Origin of the sequence: Sphingomonas sp., assembly GCF_040398505.1 — a bacterium.
Classification (GTDB): Bacteria; Pseudomonadota; Alphaproteobacteria; order Sphingomonadales; family Sphingomonadaceae; genus Sphingomonas.
In genome coordinates, this window is record NZ_JBBATX010000046.1 from 1 (window position 1) to 16,959 (window position 16,959).

The following is a 16,959-nucleotide window of genomic DNA, read 5'->3' on the forward strand; positions in this document are numbered from 1 at the left end:
ATGGTCGAGGGGCAGGGGTGATCTGATCCTCCCCGTGCCGGGGAGGATTGAGTTACGCCAGCGCCCGTCCGTGCCGCCCGGCCAGATCGGTGATGTAGTGCCACGCCACGCGCCCCGAGCGGCTGCCGCGCCGCGTTGCCCAGCCGACCGCGTCGACGGGGTCGAACGGCAAGTCATAGGCCTGCGCGTAACCCGCGACGATCGCGAGATAGCCGTCCTGATCGACGACATGGAAACCGAGACTGAGGCCGAAGCGGTCGGCGAGCGCTAGCCCGTCATCGGCGGCATCGCGCGGGTTTACCGCGGTGGGTTGATCGATCATCTCGCGCGGGACGAGGTGGCGGCGGTTCGACGTGACGACCAGCCGGGCATTGGCGGGCCGCGCCTCTGCCCCGCCATCGAGCATCGAGCGCAAAGCGCGCCCGTCGGCAGCGGCGTCGAAACCGAGATCGTCGAGGAACAGCAGGAAGGCGCGCGGCAGATCGGCGATTTGCGCGAACAGAGCGGGCAGGGTGTCAAGCCGGGGCGTGACGATCTCGACCAAGGCGAGTGCACCGCCGCGTTCGGCCTGGACCGCGCCGGCAACCGCCTTCACCAACGCCGATTTGCCCGACCCGCGCGCGCCCCATAACAGCACGTCATGCGCGGCCGCGTGCTCGGCCAAATGCCGCACGGTGCCGAGCAAGGCGGCCTTTTGCGCGTCGATCCCGTGCAGCCGGTCGAGCGGTTGCGGGCGGAAATCGCGCACGCTTTCGAGCACCGCGCCACGCCAGACATAGGCGGGGTGCGTCAGCGGATTGGCTGCTACGGCGATGGGCGGCGCGAGGCGTTCGAGGGCTTCGGCGATGCGGAGGAGCGGGTCGGGGGGGGGAAGAGCCATGCGGCGTCCTTATCCTGACTGTCATCCCCGCGAAAGCGGGGACCCATGACCGGCGACACGAGATGGGTCCCCGCTTTCGCGGGGATGACAAGCCGGGGGATGACAGCAATGGGATCAGCCAAGCACCTTCAACGCCGCGAGCGCCGCCGCACGATCCCCGAAAGTCGGGTCGGCCAGCGCCGCGCGGATTTGCGTCGCGGCTTCGGTCTTGCGGTCGAGATCAGCATAGGCTTGCCCGAGATGCCAGCGCAGCACCGCATGATCGGGCGCGATTGATGCCGCCTTTTCGAGCAATTGCAGCGCCGGTTCGCTCTTGCCTTGCGTATACAGCGCCCAGCCGTACGCATCGCTCGCCGCCGGGTTCATCGGTGCCAGCGCATAGGCCGCCTTGCCGTAGACAAGGCCCGCATCGGCATCGCCGTCGCCGGTATAGGCGTAGGATAGTTCGGCGAGCAGCGCGGCGTCGCGATTGCCAATCCGCTGGCGCAGCGCTTCGAGCGTTTCGATCGCTGCATCCCAAACGCCGCCGGCAATCTGCCAATGCGCGGTCAGCCGCTGCGCGGCGATGTTTTGCGGATTCTGCGACAGGAACAATGCCAGCACGTTCGCCGCCTCCGCCCGCCGTCCGGCGCGGTCGAGCGCATCGGTCGCGCGCAGCATCGTCGGCTCGTCGAAGCGGATGTCGGCGGCGCGGCGGTACGCGTCAGCGGCATCGCCATAGCGCTGCATCGCCATCAGCGTGTCGCCGACCGCAATGTGGGCGGGCGGCGCGCCGGGGGTGCGCCGCGCCAGCGCTTGTGCTTGCGACAAGGCCGCGGCGGTGTCGCCCGCATCGATCAGCCCGCGGATCAGGCCGAGTTGCACCACCGGCTCATCGGGGGCGTTCGCCGCGGCTTCGCTGAGCGCGGGCAGGGCGGTGTCGCTGCCGAACGGAGTCGACCCGACGATTTCGGGCATGGCCGAGCGATCGAGATATTGCGCCGCCCAATCGCGCTCGCCCGATTGCTCGAACGCGCGCGCGACGAGCGATAGCGTGTAGCTGTCGGCGTCGGGACGCAGCGCGACCGGGCGTAGCACGTCGAGACTGCCGCGCGGATCGCCCGCGCGGAGCAAGGCGGCCCCGAGCAAGCGCCGCGCGACGATGTTGGTCGGTTGTTGCCCGACCAAAGCGCGCCAAGTGTCGATCGCCTGTTGATACGCCCCGGCCTTATACGCGAGTGTCCCCGCCAGCAGCAGCGCACCCGGCGTTGCCCCAAGCTGCCCCTTGGTCCGCTCGAGCAGCGCGCGCGCAAGATCGTCATTGCCTGCGCGCGCGGCAAGCACCGCCTGAAGATACAAGGCCTGCGGACTGCCTGGACGTGCGGCGAGCGCCTTGCGCGTCCCCGCGAGCATGTCGGCATAGCGCCCGACATCGCCGAGCGTTGCGGCATACTCGATCAGCGCGGGATGATAATATGCGTCATGCGCCAGCGCATTTTCGAACCACGGGAGGGCTGCGACCAGGCCATATTGGCTGCGCACCAACTCGCCGCGCAGCGTCAGCGCTTCGACATTGTTGGGATCGAGATCGATCGCATGCTGCGCCGCGCCGATTGCGCCGGCCATGTCCCCGGCGCGGTATTTGATGCGCGCCAGATCGGACAAAGCGACGCTGTCGTTTGGCGTCGCGGCGAGAAGCGCGTTCAACGCAGCCTGCGCGCGTGCGACCTTGCCCAGCGCCGCCAGCGCCTGCGCACCGATGCGGATCGCATAGCCGGCGTAGCGCGGGCTGGCCTTGATTGACTCATCGAACGCGCGCTCTGCATCGCCTTGCAACAGCCAGGCGTGCGCATACAGTTGATGCGCGCGTGCCGGATCGAAGCCGACGTCGCGCGCGCGGTCGAGTTCACCCTCCGCCGCCACGCCGTCGCCCAGCGCAAGGAAGCTACGCGCGAGCATGGCGTGGGCGAGGCCCCAGCTTGGATCGGCTTTCACGGCCGCCTGCGCGTGGCTGCGCGCGGCGCTGTAATTGCCCGCCTTCAATGTGGTGACGCTTTGCGCGAGTTCAGTGCGCGCGGTGGCGGCATCGGCATGGGCGGGGGCGGTCGTTGCAAGGGCGACGAGGGTGGTAGAGACGATGGCGGCTGCGATTCCGATAGCTTTGCCTCTCAAACCCGTTCGCCCTGAGCTTGTCGAAGGGCTGCGCGCCTCTAGCGTTGCCCTTGCGGATAGCCGTGCTTCGACAACCCCGGATCTAGTCCGGGGCCGAACGGATTTTGGGGCGAGTAGCTTACGCATGGAGATCATAGCTCTTCAACAAATCGTAGAGAGTGGGTCGGCTCACCCCTAACAGCTTAGCAGTATTGGAAATGTTACCCTCGGCGCGGGCGAGCGCTTGCGTGATCGTCGCGCGATCGGCGTTTTCGCGCGCGGCGCGCAAATTGATCGGCGGTTCGGCTTCGCCTTCGGCCAGATCGAGATCGGCGGCGGTGACGAGCTTGCCCTCGGCCATGATGACGGCGCGCTTCATGCGGTTTTCGAGTTCGCGGACATTGCCGGGCCAGGCCCAGGCGGCAATCGCGGCGCGCGCGTCGGGCGACAGGCCAGTGACGCCCGAATGCATCGACTTTGCATAGCTCTTGAGAAAGTGCTGCGCGAGCAACACGGCATCGCCGCTGCGTTCGGCGAGCGAGGGGATGCGGATGACGATCTCGGCGAGGCGGTAATAGAGATCCTCGCGGAAACTGCCCGCGGTGACCATCGCGTCGACATCCTGATGCGTCGCGCAGACGATCCGCGTGTCGACGGCAATCGCCTTGCGCCCGCCGATCCGCTCGATCGTGCGCTCCTGCAGGAAGCGCAGCAATTTGACCTGAAGCGGCAGCGGCACGTCGCCGATTTCGTCGAGGAACAGCGTGCCGCCCTGCGCTTGCTCGATCTTGCCCTCGGTCATTTTCACCGCGCCGGTGAACGCGCCTTTCTCGTGGCCGAAGAGTTCGCTTTCGAGCAAGGTTTCTGGAATCGCCGCGCAATTGATCGCGACGAACGCGCCTTTGCGGCGTGGGGACGTTTCGTGGAGCCCGCGCGCGAGCACTTCTTTGCCGGTGCCGCTTGCGCCGAGCAGCATGACCGAGACATCGGCCCCCGCGACGCGTTCGATCGTGCGTGTGACCTTGAGCATTTCAGGTGCAGCGGTGATCATTCCGCCAAGCGCGGTGGCGGTGCCGCGCGCGGCGAGGCGGCGATTTTCGGTTTCCAGCGCGTGGACGTGAAAGGCGCGCGCGACGATCAGGCCGAGCGCATCAATATCGATCGGTTTTGCGTAAAAATCCCAGGCGCCATCGGCAATCGCCTGCAACGCGCTTTCGCGGGCGCCGTGGCCGGAGGCGACGATCACCTTGGTATCGGGCTTGATCCGCAGGATTTCGGCGAGCGTGGCAAAGCCTTCGCTCGTGCCGTCGGGGTCGGGCGGCAGGCCGAGATCGAGCGTAACGACTGCGGGTTCCTCCGCGCGCACCGCGTCAAGCGCGGTCGCCCGGTCGACCGCGGTGATGACCTCATAGCCTTCATACGCCCAGCGCAGCTGGCGTTGCAGGCCGAGATCGTCCTCGACGATCAGGAGTTTGGGTTTATCGGTCATAGATCGATCCGAAGCGGACTCCCCTCCCTTCCAGGGAGGGGAGAAGAAGGAGATTGGCGCTCGTCATGCCGCCTGATCCAGTGCGCGCGTGCGTGCCGCCGGGATCATCACGCGAAAAACCGTGCCCTCGCCGATGCGGCTGTCGACGGCGACGGTGCCGCCCATCGCCTCGGCCAATTGCTTCGCCTCGAACGCGCCGATGCCGAAGCCACCGGGCTTGGACGACACGAACGGCTTGAACAATTGGTCGCGCAGGAAGGCCGGCGTCATGCCGCAGCCCTGATCGATCACCGATAGCAGCACCGTCTCCGCTTCCTTGGTCAGCGAGATTGTCACGGGCTCGGTTGGCGGGCTCGCCTCGATCGCATTCTGGACAAGATGGCCGAGCACTTGCTCGAGCCGCGCCGGGTCGGCCTGGGCGAGCAGTCCGGGCGCGCCGATGATCACGATTGGATGCTGCACGCGGCGGCGCGCGGCGATCTGTTCGACCAGCGGCAGCAGATCGACCGCGCGCAAATGCTCGCCGCGCGCCCGGTGGTTTTGCGACAGGCGCGCGAGCAGATCGTTCATCCGCCCAGCCGAATCGTGCAGCGTCGCGACCATGTCGGCGCGGAAGGCGGGGTTGTCGGCATGGCGTTCGGCATTGCGCGCGACCAGCGTCAGCTGGCTCACGAGATTCTTGATGTCGTGGAGGATGAAGGCGAAGCGGCGGTTGAATTCGTCGAAGCGTTCGGCCTCGGCCAAGGCCTCCTGCGCGCGCGCCTCGGCAAGATAGCTCGCGACCTGGCGGCCGGCGATCCGCAGCAGATCGAAATCCTCCCAGTCGAGCGCGCGATCAACCGGCGGGCGCGCGAGCAGGATTGCGCCCTGCAAGCGACCCAGGTGGACCAACGGCACCACGACCCAGCCGTCGACGTCGAGCATCCAAACCGGCACGCTCGCCGCCTCGATCGGGTCGGCGGCATCGGCGCGTATGCTATCGAGTTCGACGATCCGACCGCTGTCGGAGAGATGCGTGACGAGGCGCACGTCGGCACCGGCGCTCGGCGCGTCCCAATTCCATCCGGCACCGGCGCCAAGCCCCGGACCATCGGGCACTAGCAACAACCCCGCCGGCGAATCGGTCAGGTCGGCGACCGCCTTGACGATCCGTTCGTCGAGCGGCACCGCCCCGTCGGGCTTGCCGAGCGTGTCGGTGAAGCGAATCCATTCGACGCGGTAATCATAGCGGTGGCGGAAGAGATGTTTGGCGACCTTGACCTTGGTCCACGCCTTGACCCAGGGCGAGGACAGGATTGTCAGGCCCGCTGCGGTCGATCCAAACACGAATGCCGTCTGCCACAGCCGGGCATTGTCGCCGGTGACGCTCGCGATCATGCTGGTCGCGGCGAGCATCGCCGCCGCATAGAGCAGGGTCGCGGCGAAGGAGAGCGTCTGCCACGCAACGGTGCGCGACAGATGCAGTGTCCAGTCGCCATTGCGCTGCACCGCGATCGCGAACACCGGCGCGGCCAGCGCCATCACGCAGCCACGTCCCGCGATCAGCGCACTTGGCGCGGCATCGCCCGCGTAGAGCGCGGCATAGAGCAGAAAATCCACCCCCCACATCGCCGAGAGCGCCACCACCACCAGCCGAATTCCGCCGCGCGCGCGTGGTGCGACCGCCGCATAGAGGTGATGGACCAGCAGCAACGCGCCGACCGCGACCATCATCCGGAGCACGATTCCGACCGCGGCAAGCGGCGGGACGGCGGCTGCCCCAACGGCTTCCTCGACCACGGCGAGGCCTGCCCCGGTCAGCACGACCAGCGTCACGACGCCGTAGATGATCGTCACCGCGCGGTGCTCCTGCCCGTGCCGGTCGCGGCTGATCAGCGCGTACATGAAGCCGAGCCAGGCGAGGTTACGCGCCGCCTCGGCAAGGCCCGTGACGACATCGCTCGTACCGATTCCGGCGACCGCCAGCGCCCATAACGCCGTCGTGCCGAGCGCGATGACGAAGGTCAGGCGCGGCAGCGCGGCCGCAGTCGTCACTGCATCGGCGCGCAGCCGCGTCAGCGCGACGCCGGCGAACAGCAAGGCTGCAAGCGCATGGCTCCACAGGATGAGGGTGGCCGGGCCAGTCATCGCGTCACCGCGCGCCCTCGGGCCACAGCACGACGCGGATCGTCTGGAGCAGGATCAACAGGTCGAGGAAGGGCGAATAGTTCTTCGCGTAATACAGGTCATATTCGAGCTTCTGGCGGCTGTCCTCGATCGATGCGCCATAGGGATAGTTGATCTGGGCCCAGCCGGTGATGCCGGGCTTCACCATATGCCGCTCGGCATAATAATTGAGCTGCTGCTCAAGATCCTCGACGAATTGCGGGCGTTCGGGGCGCGGGCCGACGAAGCTCATTTCGCCCTTCAGCACCGACCAGGTCTGCGGCAATTCGTCGATCCGCAGCTTGCGGATGATCCGGCCGATCCGCGTGATGCGCGGATCATCCTTTTCGGCCCACACCGCTTGGCCGGCGACCTCGGCATCCTGCCGCATTGAGCGCAGCTTGACGCAATCGAAGCCGACGCCGTACAGTCCGACGCGGCGCTGGCGATAGAAAGCCGGGCCCTTGCTTTCGACCTTGATCGCGATGGCGGTGGCGATGATCAGCGGGAGCGTGAGCGTCAGCAGGAGCGTGCTGGCGGTGATGTCGAACAGGCGTTTGAAGAGGCTCGACAGCATCCGTCCGGATGAGAAACCGTCGGAGAAGATCAGCCAGCTCGGATTGACGCTTTGCAGGTCGACGCGGCCGGTTTCGCGTTCGAGGAAGGTCGAGATTTCGTTGACATGCACGCCGGTCGTCTTGATCCGCAGCAAATCCTTGAGCGGCAGCGCGTTGCGGCGTTCCTCAAGCGCGAGCACCACTTCGCTGGCGTTGAGCAGCACGACATGGTCGGCGAGATTGTAGATCGCGTCGCGCGCGATCGCCTCGGGAATGACGCGGGCGGGCTCGCTCATCGAGATATAGCCGACGACAACGAAGCCCGCGCCGGGGGTTTGCGCAAGGGCCTTGAGGCGCGCCGCGCGTGCGCCCGCACCCAGCACGACCACGCGCCGCTTGAACGCCTGACCGCCGATCATCTTGCCCACCAAAATGCGCAGCGCGATCAACAGCGCGGCGGCGATCCCCATCGAATAGAGCAAGTTAGAGCGCCAGAAGGTGGCGGCCGGCAGCAGGAAATAGATTACGCTCAGGAAAATCACGCCGAGCGAAATCGCCACCAGCAAGCGCGCTGTCGCATAGCGGAGCGATTGCAAAGCCCCGGCACTATAAACGCCGACCGCGATCATCGCCATCTCGAGGCTGCCAGCGAAGGTGAGGAGTTGCGGGATCCGCGTTGCGATCGGCGTGATCGGCATCCCGACCTGTCCCATCCGCACCGTGTAGCCAACCTCGCCCGCCACGATCAGCAGGACAAGATCGAACAGACCGAGCAGCAGCACGGCATTGGGGATATAGTGTTTGAACACCCTGATCATCGCGCGCGCCTTGTCTGCGGGGCACCGGTTGCCACGGCCAATGTCAAGAAAACCGACACCGGCCGCGCCGATGTCGCAGAAATTGACAAAGAAAGGCTGAACGCAAAGGTCGATCCGGGGATCGCACTTGATCCTCGACAGTTACGCTGGCACCGGCACGGCGTTACAGCGCCTGCCACCCGGAGGACTTCCAGCATGCAGCATTCGACGCCGATCATTCCTGTCATCTTGTCGGGCGGTTCGGGTACGCGGCTATGGCCGATGTCGACGCCCGCCATGCCCAAGCAAATGCTTGCGCTGACAGCGCAGGAGTCGATGCTGCAACTGACCGCGCAGCGCGCGCGGGGCGAAGGCTTCGCCGCGCCGATCGTCGTCGCCAACGCCCAACATGCCGATATGGTCGAGGCGCAGTTGGAGGCGGTCGATGCGGCGGCGCAAGCGCTGATCCTCGAACCGGTCGGGCGCAATACCGCGCCGGCAATCGCGCTGGCGGCGATTGTCGCGGGGGGTGGGGCGGCGCCGTTGCTGGTGATGCCATCCGATCACGTCATTGCCGATGTCGCGGCGTTCCACGCTGCGGTTGATGCCGCGCTGCCGCTGGTTGCGGATGGCTGGCTGGTTACGTTCGGGATCGATCCGCACGCGCCCGAAACCGGCTATGGCTGGATCAAGGTCGGGTCCGAGATTTCGGGCGGGGTGCACCGCGTCGCGCGCTTCGTCGAGAAACCGCCGCGCGACGCGGCAGAAGCGATGCTTGCGGCGGGCGATCATGCGTGGAACGGCGGGATCTTCCTGTTCCGCGCCGATGCCTATCTCGGCGCGCTGGCAATTCATGATCCTGCGATGTTGTCGGCGTGCCAGCATGCGATGGACGCCGCGCGGCGCGCGGGCACGCGCGTTTATCCTGATGCCGAAGCGTTTGCTGCGGCTCCGTCGGATTCGATCGATTATGCGGTGATGGAAAAGGCAGAGCGCGTTGCGGTCGTGCCGGTCAGCATGGGGTGGAGCGATCTCGGCAGCTGGGACGCGCTGCACGAGATCAGCGATCTGGATAGCGACGGCAATGCGCATGCGACCGGCGAGGGGGGCGAGATCGTCGCGATCGACACTGCCAATTGCCTGGTGCGCAGCGACGGACTGCGGATCGCGATGGTTGGCGTCGCGGATCTGATCGTTGTCGCCAGCGGCAGCGACGTGCTGATCCTGCCGCGCGGGCGCAGCCAGGAAGTGAAAGCGCTGATCGAGAAGATAAAGGCGAGCGCAGCCAAGGCGTAGCGCAGCTACGCCGAGGCCGCGAAGCGGCGAGCCCGGACGGCGGTGCTTCGGCACCGTCCGACGCGGCCCTTCGACTGCCTGCAAGGCAGGCGCTCAGGACATGCTTTGCCGCGGCGCGATCTTCGACTAACCTTTGCCGATGCCCGCCCTAAAAATCCACCCCTTCCGCGACGACCTCGCCCAGGCCTTCCACGACATCAACGCCGAGTGGATCGGTGCGATGTACCGGATCGAACAGACCGACCGCGACGTGCTGGAAAACCCGCGCGCGCGGATCATCGACCCGGGCGGGGATATTCTGTTCGTGGAGGCGGACGGGTTCGGCATCGTCGGCGCATGCGCGCTGCAAAAGACCGGCGCGCGGCAGTTCGAGCTGACCAAGATGGGCGTGCTCGAGGCGGCGCGCGGGCGCAAGGCGGGGGCGTTTCTGCTCGAGGCGATCATCGCACGCGCGCGCGAAATGGGGGCGGAGCGGCTCTATTTGCTGAGCAATGCGAAGAGCGCGGCGGCGATTCACCTCTATGAGAAGCTGGGCTTCGTCCACGATGCCACGATCATGGAAGAGTTCGGTTCTCGGTATGAGCGATGCAATGTCGCGATGCTGCACCCGCTGTCATAACGTTGCGGCGCGCCCGATATCGTAGCGCTACCGGAACAAAGACCGCCGACGCGCGTCATCCGGTTACCACTATATGGGAACGTACGATGCGGCGGACTTTGATGATGACAACCCTGCTTGCAATGGCGTTGACGCCGGTCGTGGGCCATGCCGCCGGGACGCAGGATAACAGCATCGGCAAAGCGCTCACCCAGCCGCTCCGCGACACGCGGATCAAAGATGAGAAGATCCCCGAAATTCTGCAGCTGGCGGCATCGGCACCCTATTCCTCGGTCAATACCCGAAACTGCCGGGCGATTGCGGGTGAAGTGCGCCGGCTCGACGAAGCGCTTGGCCGCGATGTCGATGCGCCGGGCGTCAGCAAGAACCAACGTGCCGAAATGGCGGCGCTGGCGGCGCGAACCGCCGTCTCGACGCTGATCCCGGGGCTGGGCATCGTGCGCGTGATCACGGGGGCCGACAAACAGCAGCGTCGTGTGGAAGCGGCGGTCTATGGCGGATCGGTGCGGCGCGCCTATCTGAAGGGCATCGGGCTGACGCGGCGGTGCGCGGTGCCAGCGGCGCCGACGCGCGATGCGGTGGCCGACGTGCCGGAATTGCGCGGCGACTGATCCGTCGGTCAGTCTTGCGCGAACAGATCGTCCAGCAAAAGATCGAGGCCGACCGAGGCAAGCTGGATCGCGCCGGTTTCGACCCATTGGTCGGACCAGCCGTGCGGGCCAGTGCGCCGTATGTGCCGGACCCGGCGCGTGTCGGGATCAATCAGGACGATATCCTGGACATCGGCCAGCGCCTGATATTCCGGCACTTTGGTCCGCTCGTCGAGCAGCATGGTCGAGGGGGACAACACTTCGAACACGGCGCGCGGCTGGCCGATCAGTTTGTTGCGGTCTCCGTCATCGGCATGCGGGCGGCAGAAAATGCTGACATCGGGGTAGCGGATCGAGCGCGGGCCGGTCTGCACCGCAAGGTCCGAGCCGAAGGGGCGGCAGCCGGTTCCGCGTAGCTTGGGGCCGAGCGTCATGATGATGTTCGCGGCTACACCAGCGTGCTCCATGCTGCCGCCCGCCATCATGAAGATCACGCCGTCGTCGAGCTCGGCCTTGCGCCCACCGAAATCCATGTCGAGAAAGGCGTCGATATCGACCTTTCCGTCCGCGGAGTCGTTGGCGAAGGGTGTGGCCATCGGCGATGTTTAGCATCGCGAGACGGGCAAGACAAAGGGCCGGGGGATTGCTCCACCGGCCCTTTGCTTGTGTCCAGCCTTGAGGGCTGGGGGGTCTGGCGCGGCCCCGGCAAAGCCGTGGCCGTTCGTCGGACGGGTTCGGCGATGCCGACCCGCCGCCCGTTCGGATTTTGTGTCGAAGGCAGCTTTCGCTGCCTCCGTCCAAAATCAGAAGTCCATGCCGCCCATGCCGCCCATGCCGCCGCCCATGGGCATGGCGGGCTTGTCTTCGGCCAGTTCGGACACGGCTGCTTCGGTCGTGATGAGCAGGCCCGAGACCGACGCCGCGTTCTGCAGCGCGGTGCGGACAACCTTGGTCGGGTCGATCACGCCGGCTTCGACGAGGTTCTCGTACGTGTCGGTCGCCGCGTTGAAGCCCATCGTGGGATCGTTGCCGTCGAGCAGCTTGCCCGAGACGACGGCGCCATCATGGCCCGCATTCTGTGCGATCTGGCGAACCAGCGAGGTCAGTGCCTTGCGGACGATGTCGATGCCGCGAGTCTGGTCCTCATTTGCACCGGTCATGCCTTCGAGGCACTTGGTTGCGTACAGCAAAGCCGTACCGCCGCCGGGGACGATGCCTTCTTCAACGGCTGCGCGGGTTGCGTGCAGCGCGTCGTCGACGCGGTCCTTGCGCTCCTTGACTTCGACTTCCGACGAACCGCCGACCTTGATCACTGCAACGCCGCCAGCCAGCTTGGCCAGACGCTCCTGCAGCTTCTCCTTGTCGTAATCCGACGTGGTGATCTCGATCTGCTGACGGATCGCATCGGTGCGGCCCTTGATCGCGTCATGGTCACCGGCACCGTCGACGATGACGGTGTTGTCCTTGTCGATCGTGACGCGCTTGGCGGTGCCGAGCATGCCGATCGTAACCGACTCGAGCTTGATGCCGAGGTCTTCCGAGATCATCTCGCCCTTGGTCAGGATCGCGATGTCTTCGAGCATCGCCTTGCGACGATCGCCGAAGCCCGGTGCCTTGACCGCTGCGACCTTGAGGCCGCCGCGCAGCTTGTTGACGACGAGCGTGGCCAGAGCCTCACCCTCAATGTCTTCGGCGATGATCAGGAGCGGACGGCCCGACTGGACGACTGCTTCGAGGATCGGCAGCATCGCCTGCAGGTTCGAAAGCTTCTTCTCGTGGATCAGGATGTAGGGATCCTGAAGCTCGACCGACATCTTCTCGGGATTGGTGATGAAGTACGGCGAGAGATAGCCACGATCGAACTGCATGCCTTCGACGACGTCGAGTTCGAACTCGAGCCCCTTGGCTTCCTCGACGGTGATCACGCCTTCCTTGCCGACCTTCTCCATCGCTTCGGCGATCTTCTCGCCGACGACGGTGTCGCCATTGGCCGAGATGATGCCGACCTGGGCGATTTCCTTGGTGCCCGAGACGGGCTTGGAGCGCGCCTGGAGATCCTTGACGACTTCAACGACTGCAAGGTCGATGCCGCGCTTCAGGTCCATCGGGTTCATGCCGGCCGCAACCGACTTCATGCCTTCACGCACAATCGCCTGCGCCAGAACGGTCGCAGTGGTCGTGCCGTCGCCGGCGACGTCGTTGGTCTTCGAGGCGACTTCGCGCAGCATCTGCGCGCCCATGTTCTCGAACTTGTCCTTGAGTTCGATTTCCTTGGCGACGGTAACGCCGTCCTTGGTGATGCGCGGTGCGCCGAAGCTCTTGTCGATCACGACGTTGCGGCCCTTTGGCCCCAGCGTGACCTTCACCGCGTCGGCGAGGATGTCAACGCCGCGCAGAATACGTTCGCGGGCGTCACGCCCGAATTTTACGTCCTTGGATGCCATGGTGAGGCTACCCTTTCTGTTGAATGTCTAAAGTCACATCAAAGTCGCACCATCCGCGCAGACGCGCGGATGCGGAGACTTCAGCCAACGATGCCGAGAATGTCCGATTCCTTCATGATCAACAGGTCTTCACCGTCGACCTTGACCTCGGTGCCCGACCATTTGCCGAACAGGATCTTGTCGCCGGCCTTGACTTCGAGCGGGTGAATTTCCCCGGCTTCGTTGCGGGCACCGGTGCCGACGGCGACGACTTCGCCTTCCTGCGGCTTTTCCTTGGCGGTTTCGGGAATGATGATCCCGCCCGCGGTCTTCTCTTCTGCCTCTACGCGGCGGACGAGGACGCGGTCGTGCAACGGACGAAAGTTCATGCGCGAAGTCCTTCTGTAATGAACGATTGTTAGCACTCGCCAGAGGTGAGTGCCAGCATGGCGCATATGATATCGCCCTTGTCCCGCGTCAACCGGTGGCGGGGCCAATTGCGGGACAAAAATAATGCGTGTTAGGGACACAACACGCATTTACTCGTGCCCGCGCTTGCCCTAGCGATAGAAGGTATTTGCGCCAAGCAGGGAGCGGCCAAGTGAAACTCGTGACGGGCGCATGGAAGATTCTGGTCGGCATCAAGGACGGGCTCGTCCTGATCGCGATGCTGTTGTTTTTCGGTCTGCTGTTCGCCGGGCTTTCGGCCAAACCGAGCACGGTGTCGGTGCGCGACGGCGCGCTGGTGTTGAAGCTCAACGGCGCGATTGTCGAACAACCGGCTGAGTCCGACCCGTTTTCCGGGTTCAGCGGCGGCGGTAGAGCAAGCGAATTCCGCCTGCGCGATGTCGTGCGCAGCCTCGACAAGGCGGCCAAGGACGACCGCGTCAAGGTGGTGGTGCTCGATCTCGATTCGTTCGGCGGCGGCTATCCGGCAGCGGTCGATGAAGTCGCCAACGCGCTTCGCCGCGTGCGCGACGCGAAAAAGCCGGTGCTGGCCTTCGCCACCGCTTATACCGATTCCGCCTATCGCCTTGCCGCCAATGCCAGCGAAATCTGGATGAGCCCGATGGGCGGCACGCTGTTCATGGGTCCGGGCGGATCGCAGCTGTATTATAAGGGCCTGATCGACAAGCTCGGCGTCAATGCGCATGTCTACCGCGTCGGCAAGTACAAGTCGTTCGTCGAGCCCTATACCCGCACCGAAGCCTCGCCCGAGGCGAAGGAAGAAGTGGTCAAGCTGTACCAGGTGCTGTTCGCGCAGTGGCAGGAAGCGATCACCAAGGCGCGGCCCAAGGCGAAGTTCCAGCCGTTCCTCGCGACGCCGGGCGCGGTCATCACCGCCGCGCAGGGCGACATCGCCAAGGCCAATCTCGATGCCGGGATTGTCGACAAGCTCGGCAGCCGGCTCGATTTCGGCAAGCGCGTGGCGCAGATTGCCGGGGCCGACGACAAGAAGGGCGCAGGCGCGTTCAAGACGATCAAATATGACGCCTATGTCGCGGACAACCCGTTGCCCACCAACGGCAGCAAGATTGGCGTCCTGACGATTGCGGGTGATATCGTCGACGGCAAATCGAACGGCGGCAATGTCGGGTCCGACACCGTCGTCAAGCTCGTGCTCGAGGCGCTCGCCAAAAAGGACCTGAAGGCGCTGGTCGTGCGCGTTGATTCACCGGGTGGCTCGGCGCTCGCATCGGAGGACATGCGCCGCGCGATCCAGGAGGCGAAGGCGCAGAAGCTGCCGATCGTGATTTCGATGGGCAGCGTGGCGGCGTCGGGCGGCTATTGGGTGGCGACCGCGGGCGACATGATCTTTGCCGAACCGACGACGATCACCGGATCGATCGGTATCTTCGGCATCATCCCGACCTTTGAGAATACGCTCAAGAAGATCGGGCTGACCTCGGACGGGGTGCGCACCACGCCGTTGTCGGGGCAGCCGGACATTTACGGCGGCACCAACCCTGAGACCGATGCGATCTTCCAGGCGGGGATTGAGAATGGCTATCGCCAGTTCATCACGCGCGTGGCCAATGCGCGCAAGCTGAGCACGACGCGCGTCAATGAAATTGGTCAGGGTCGCGTCTGGGATGGCGGCACCGCGCGGCAGATCGGGCTGGTCGACCGCTTCGGTGGGCTGAACGACGCCGTCGCCGAGGCGGCGAAGCGTGCGGGCCTCAAGCCCGAAGACGTCCATGCCGAATATCTTGAGAAGAAGCCGAGCGCTTGGGCGAAATTCTTCGCGCAGATCCTCGAATCGAACAAGGATGACGATACGTCGGCGGGCGATGCCTTTACCCGCATGGCGGCCGAGCGGCGCGCGGTGTTCGCGCGGGCGCTGGGCGATGTGAAGCGGATCGGCACCGGTGCCGCGATCCAGGCGCGGTGCCTGGAGTGCGACGGTCTCGGCGGCAACACGCCGCGCGCGGGCGATGCACGGCTGGTCGATCTCGTGCTGGCAAGGATTGGCTTGTGAGAATCCCCTCCCGGGGATTGGGTCTTTGAGTATCGATCCGGCGCCGACCAAGATTGCGATCCGGCCGGCGACCCCCGACGATGCCGCCGCGATCGCTGCGATCTACAAGCCCTATGTCGAACGCGGCACCGTCTCGTTCGAACTCAAGGCACCCACCGAGCATGTCATGCGGCAGCGGATGGCATCGTCCGAGGGCAAATATCCGTGGTTGGTGGCAATGGCCGCGGCGGACGGAGAAGTGCTCGGCTATGCCTATGCGTCGGCCTTTCGTGATCGCCCGGCCTATCGTTATGCGATCGAGACGACGGTGTATCTGCTCGAAGGCACCGCTGGCCGCGGCAACGGGCGACAGCTGTACGACGCGCTGATCGACACCGTCCGCGCGCAGGGCTTCACCCACGCGATCGGCGTGATCGCGCTGCCCAACGATCATTCGATCCGGCTGCACGAATCGGTCGGCTTCAAGCGCACCGGCGTGCTGCGCGAAGTCGGCTATAAAGACGGGCGCTGGATCGATGTCGGTTTCTGGCAATGCGACCTCAACGACGCGACGATCCCGCCGATGGAACCCAAGCCGTTCAGCGAGACCGGGATGGTGTGGGATTGGTGAGGTCGCGCTGACTCCCCGCGAAGCGGCTCCATCTCCCTTCTTCTCTGCGTCCTCTGCGCCTCTGCGCGAACAAAAAAAGTTGGTTCGCGCAGAGGCGCGGAGAACGCGGAGGGCCCTCGCGGCGAGCGCATGTCTTCTTCTTCGTGGCTTTGCGTCTTTGTGTGAGCCAGATCTTTTCACACAAAGACGCAAAGCCACGAAGAAGAGAAGTTTTGCCGCTACGCGGATCCTATCGGAGGGGGTTTATAGAGCGCCGCCCCTCGGCTAAGGCCGCATTCAAATGACCGAGACCCCAGACACAGCCCCCGCCCAACGCGATTGGCGCGATACCGTCTTCCTGCCGAAGACCGATTTCCCGATGAAGGCCGGCTTGCCCGCCAAGGAGCCGGGCATTCTCGCGCGGTGGCAAGCGATGGGGCTGTACGAGAAGACGCGCGCCGCGCGTGCCGGGCGCGAGAAGTTCATCCTGCATGACGGCCCGCCCTACGCGAATGGCGACATGCATATCGGCCATGCGCTCAACCATATCCTCAAGGACACGGTGTGCCGCACGCAGAGCCTGCTCGGCAAGGATGCGCCGTACGTGCCCGGCTGGGACTGCCACGGCTTGCCGATTGAGTGGAAGGTCGAGGAAAAATACCGCGCCAAGAAGCTCAACAAGGACGAGGTCCCACCGCGCGAGTTCCGCGCCGAGTGCCGCGCCTACGCGCAGCATTGGGTCGATGTGCAGCGCGAGCAGTTGAAGCGGCTCGGCATCAATGGCGACTGGGACCATCCCTATCTGACGATGGACTTTGCCGCCGAAGCGACGATCGTCACCGAGCTGATGAAATTCGCGGAGAGCGGCCAGCTATATCGCGGCGCCAAGCCGGTGATGTGGTCGCCGGTCGAAAAGACCGCGCTCGCCGAGGCCGAGGTCGAATATGAGGACGTCGTGTCGACGC

14 protein-coding genes are annotated in these 16,959 nt (G+C 65.3%); 6 read left to right on the forward strand and 8 right to left on the reverse strand.

From position 1 onward, the window contains the following. Window positions 1-52 precede the first annotated feature (52 nt). From ABWP09_RS07710 to ABWP09_RS07730, 5 genes are all read right to left on the reverse strand, one after another. Window positions 53-880, reverse strand: coding sequence for an ATP-binding protein (locus ABWP09_RS07710; RefSeq protein ID WP_353204565.1), 828 nt, complete (start codon window positions 878-880; stop codon window positions 53-55). 114 nt (window positions 881-994) lie between these two features. Then, window positions 995-3,031 carry a tetratricopeptide repeat protein gene (locus tag ABWP09_RS07715; RefSeq protein WP_353204566.1) on the reverse strand — a complete coding sequence of 679 codons (2,037 nt, stop codon included), beginning with the start codon at window positions 3,029-3,031 and terminating at the stop codon, window positions 995-997. A 118-nt stretch (window positions 3,032-3,149) separates the two neighbouring features. Continuing rightward, the gene (prsR, locus tag ABWP09_RS07720) at window positions 3,150-4,499 is read right to left on the reverse strand and encodes a PEP-CTERM-box response regulator transcription factor (protein WP_353204567.1); all 1,350 of its coding nucleotides are present in this window, start codon (window positions 4,497-4,499) and stop codon (window positions 3,150-3,152) included. Window positions 4,500-4,562: 63 nt separating this feature from the next. Then, window positions 4,563-6,626 carry an XrtA/PEP-CTERM system histidine kinase PrsK gene (prsK, locus tag ABWP09_RS07725; protein WP_353204568.1) on the reverse strand — a complete coding sequence of 688 codons (2,064 nt, stop codon included), beginning with the start codon at window positions 6,624-6,626 and terminating at the stop codon, window positions 4,563-4,565. A gap of 4 nt (window positions 6,627-6,630) precedes the next feature. Continuing rightward, window positions 6,631-8,019 carry a TIGR03013 family XrtA/PEP-CTERM system glycosyltransferase gene (locus ABWP09_RS07730; RefSeq protein WP_353204569.1) on the reverse strand — a complete coding sequence of 463 codons (1,389 nt, stop codon included), beginning with the start codon at window positions 8,017-8,019 and terminating at the stop codon, window positions 6,631-6,633. A gap of 195 nt (window positions 8,020-8,214) precedes the next feature. Between ABWP09_RS07730 and ABWP09_RS07735 the strand changes: the two genes are divergently transcribed. The 3 genes from ABWP09_RS07735 to ABWP09_RS07745 all read left to right on the forward strand — a co-directional run bounded on the left by ABWP09_RS07735 (window position 8,215) and on the right by ABWP09_RS07745 (window position 10,524). After that, window positions 8,215-9,294 carry a mannose-1-phosphate guanylyltransferase/mannose-6-phosphate isomerase gene (locus ABWP09_RS07735; protein WP_353204570.1) on the forward strand — a complete coding sequence of 360 codons (1,080 nt, stop codon included), beginning with the start codon at window positions 8,215-8,217 and terminating at the stop codon, window positions 9,292-9,294. A 139-nt stretch (window positions 9,295-9,433) separates the two neighbouring features. After that, window positions 9,434-9,913, forward strand: coding sequence for a GNAT family N-acetyltransferase (locus ABWP09_RS07740; RefSeq protein ID WP_353204571.1), 480 nt, complete (start codon window positions 9,434-9,436; stop codon window positions 9,911-9,913). 104 nt (window positions 9,914-10,017) lie between these two features. Further along, complete coding sequence (locus tag ABWP09_RS07745; RefSeq protein WP_353204572.1) at window positions 10,018-10,524, forward strand: hypothetical protein; 507 nt, start codon at window positions 10,018-10,020, stop codon at window positions 10,522-10,524. 8 nt (window positions 10,525-10,532) lie between these two features. On the opposite strand, the gene ABWP09_RS07750 is transcribed toward ABWP09_RS07745, so the two are convergent. The 3 genes from ABWP09_RS07750 to groES all read right to left on the reverse strand — a co-directional run bounded on the left by ABWP09_RS07750 (window position 10,533) and on the right by groES (window position 13,315). Then, entirely contained in the window at window positions 10,533-11,099 is a 567-nt protein-coding gene (locus tag ABWP09_RS07750; protein ID WP_353204573.1) for a Uma2 family endonuclease, read from the reverse strand. A 207-nt stretch (window positions 11,100-11,306) separates the two neighbouring features. Next, a complete protein-coding gene (gene groL, locus ABWP09_RS07755) occupies window positions 11,307-12,947 on the reverse strand; it encodes a chaperonin GroEL (protein WP_188444907.1) in 1,641 nt (546 codons plus the stop codon). 80 nt (window positions 12,948-13,027) lie between these two features. Beyond that, window positions 13,028-13,315, reverse strand: coding sequence for a co-chaperone GroES (gene groES, locus ABWP09_RS07760; protein ID WP_188444906.1), 288 nt, complete (start codon window positions 13,313-13,315; stop codon window positions 13,028-13,030). Between the two features lie 212 nt (window positions 13,316-13,527). Here groES and sppA point away from each other — a divergent pair, with 212 nt between their 5' ends. From sppA to ABWP09_RS07775, 3 genes are all read left to right on the forward strand, one after another. Continuing rightward, window positions 13,528-15,405: a signal peptide peptidase SppA gene (sppA, locus tag ABWP09_RS07765; RefSeq protein WP_353204574.1), complete on the forward strand. Its 1,878-nt coding sequence runs from the start codon at window positions 13,528-13,530 to the stop codon at window positions 15,403-15,405. 25 nt (window positions 15,406-15,430) lie between these two features. Next, window positions 15,431-16,015 carry a GNAT family N-acetyltransferase gene (locus ABWP09_RS07770; protein ID WP_353204575.1) on the forward strand — a complete coding sequence of 195 codons (585 nt, stop codon included), beginning with the start codon at window positions 15,431-15,433 and terminating at the stop codon, window positions 16,013-16,015. 280 nt (window positions 16,016-16,295) lie between these two features. Continuing rightward, window positions 16,296-16,959 (forward strand): class I tRNA ligase family protein (locus tag ABWP09_RS07775; protein WP_353204576.1); only part of this gene is annotated, 664 nt, incomplete at its 3' end.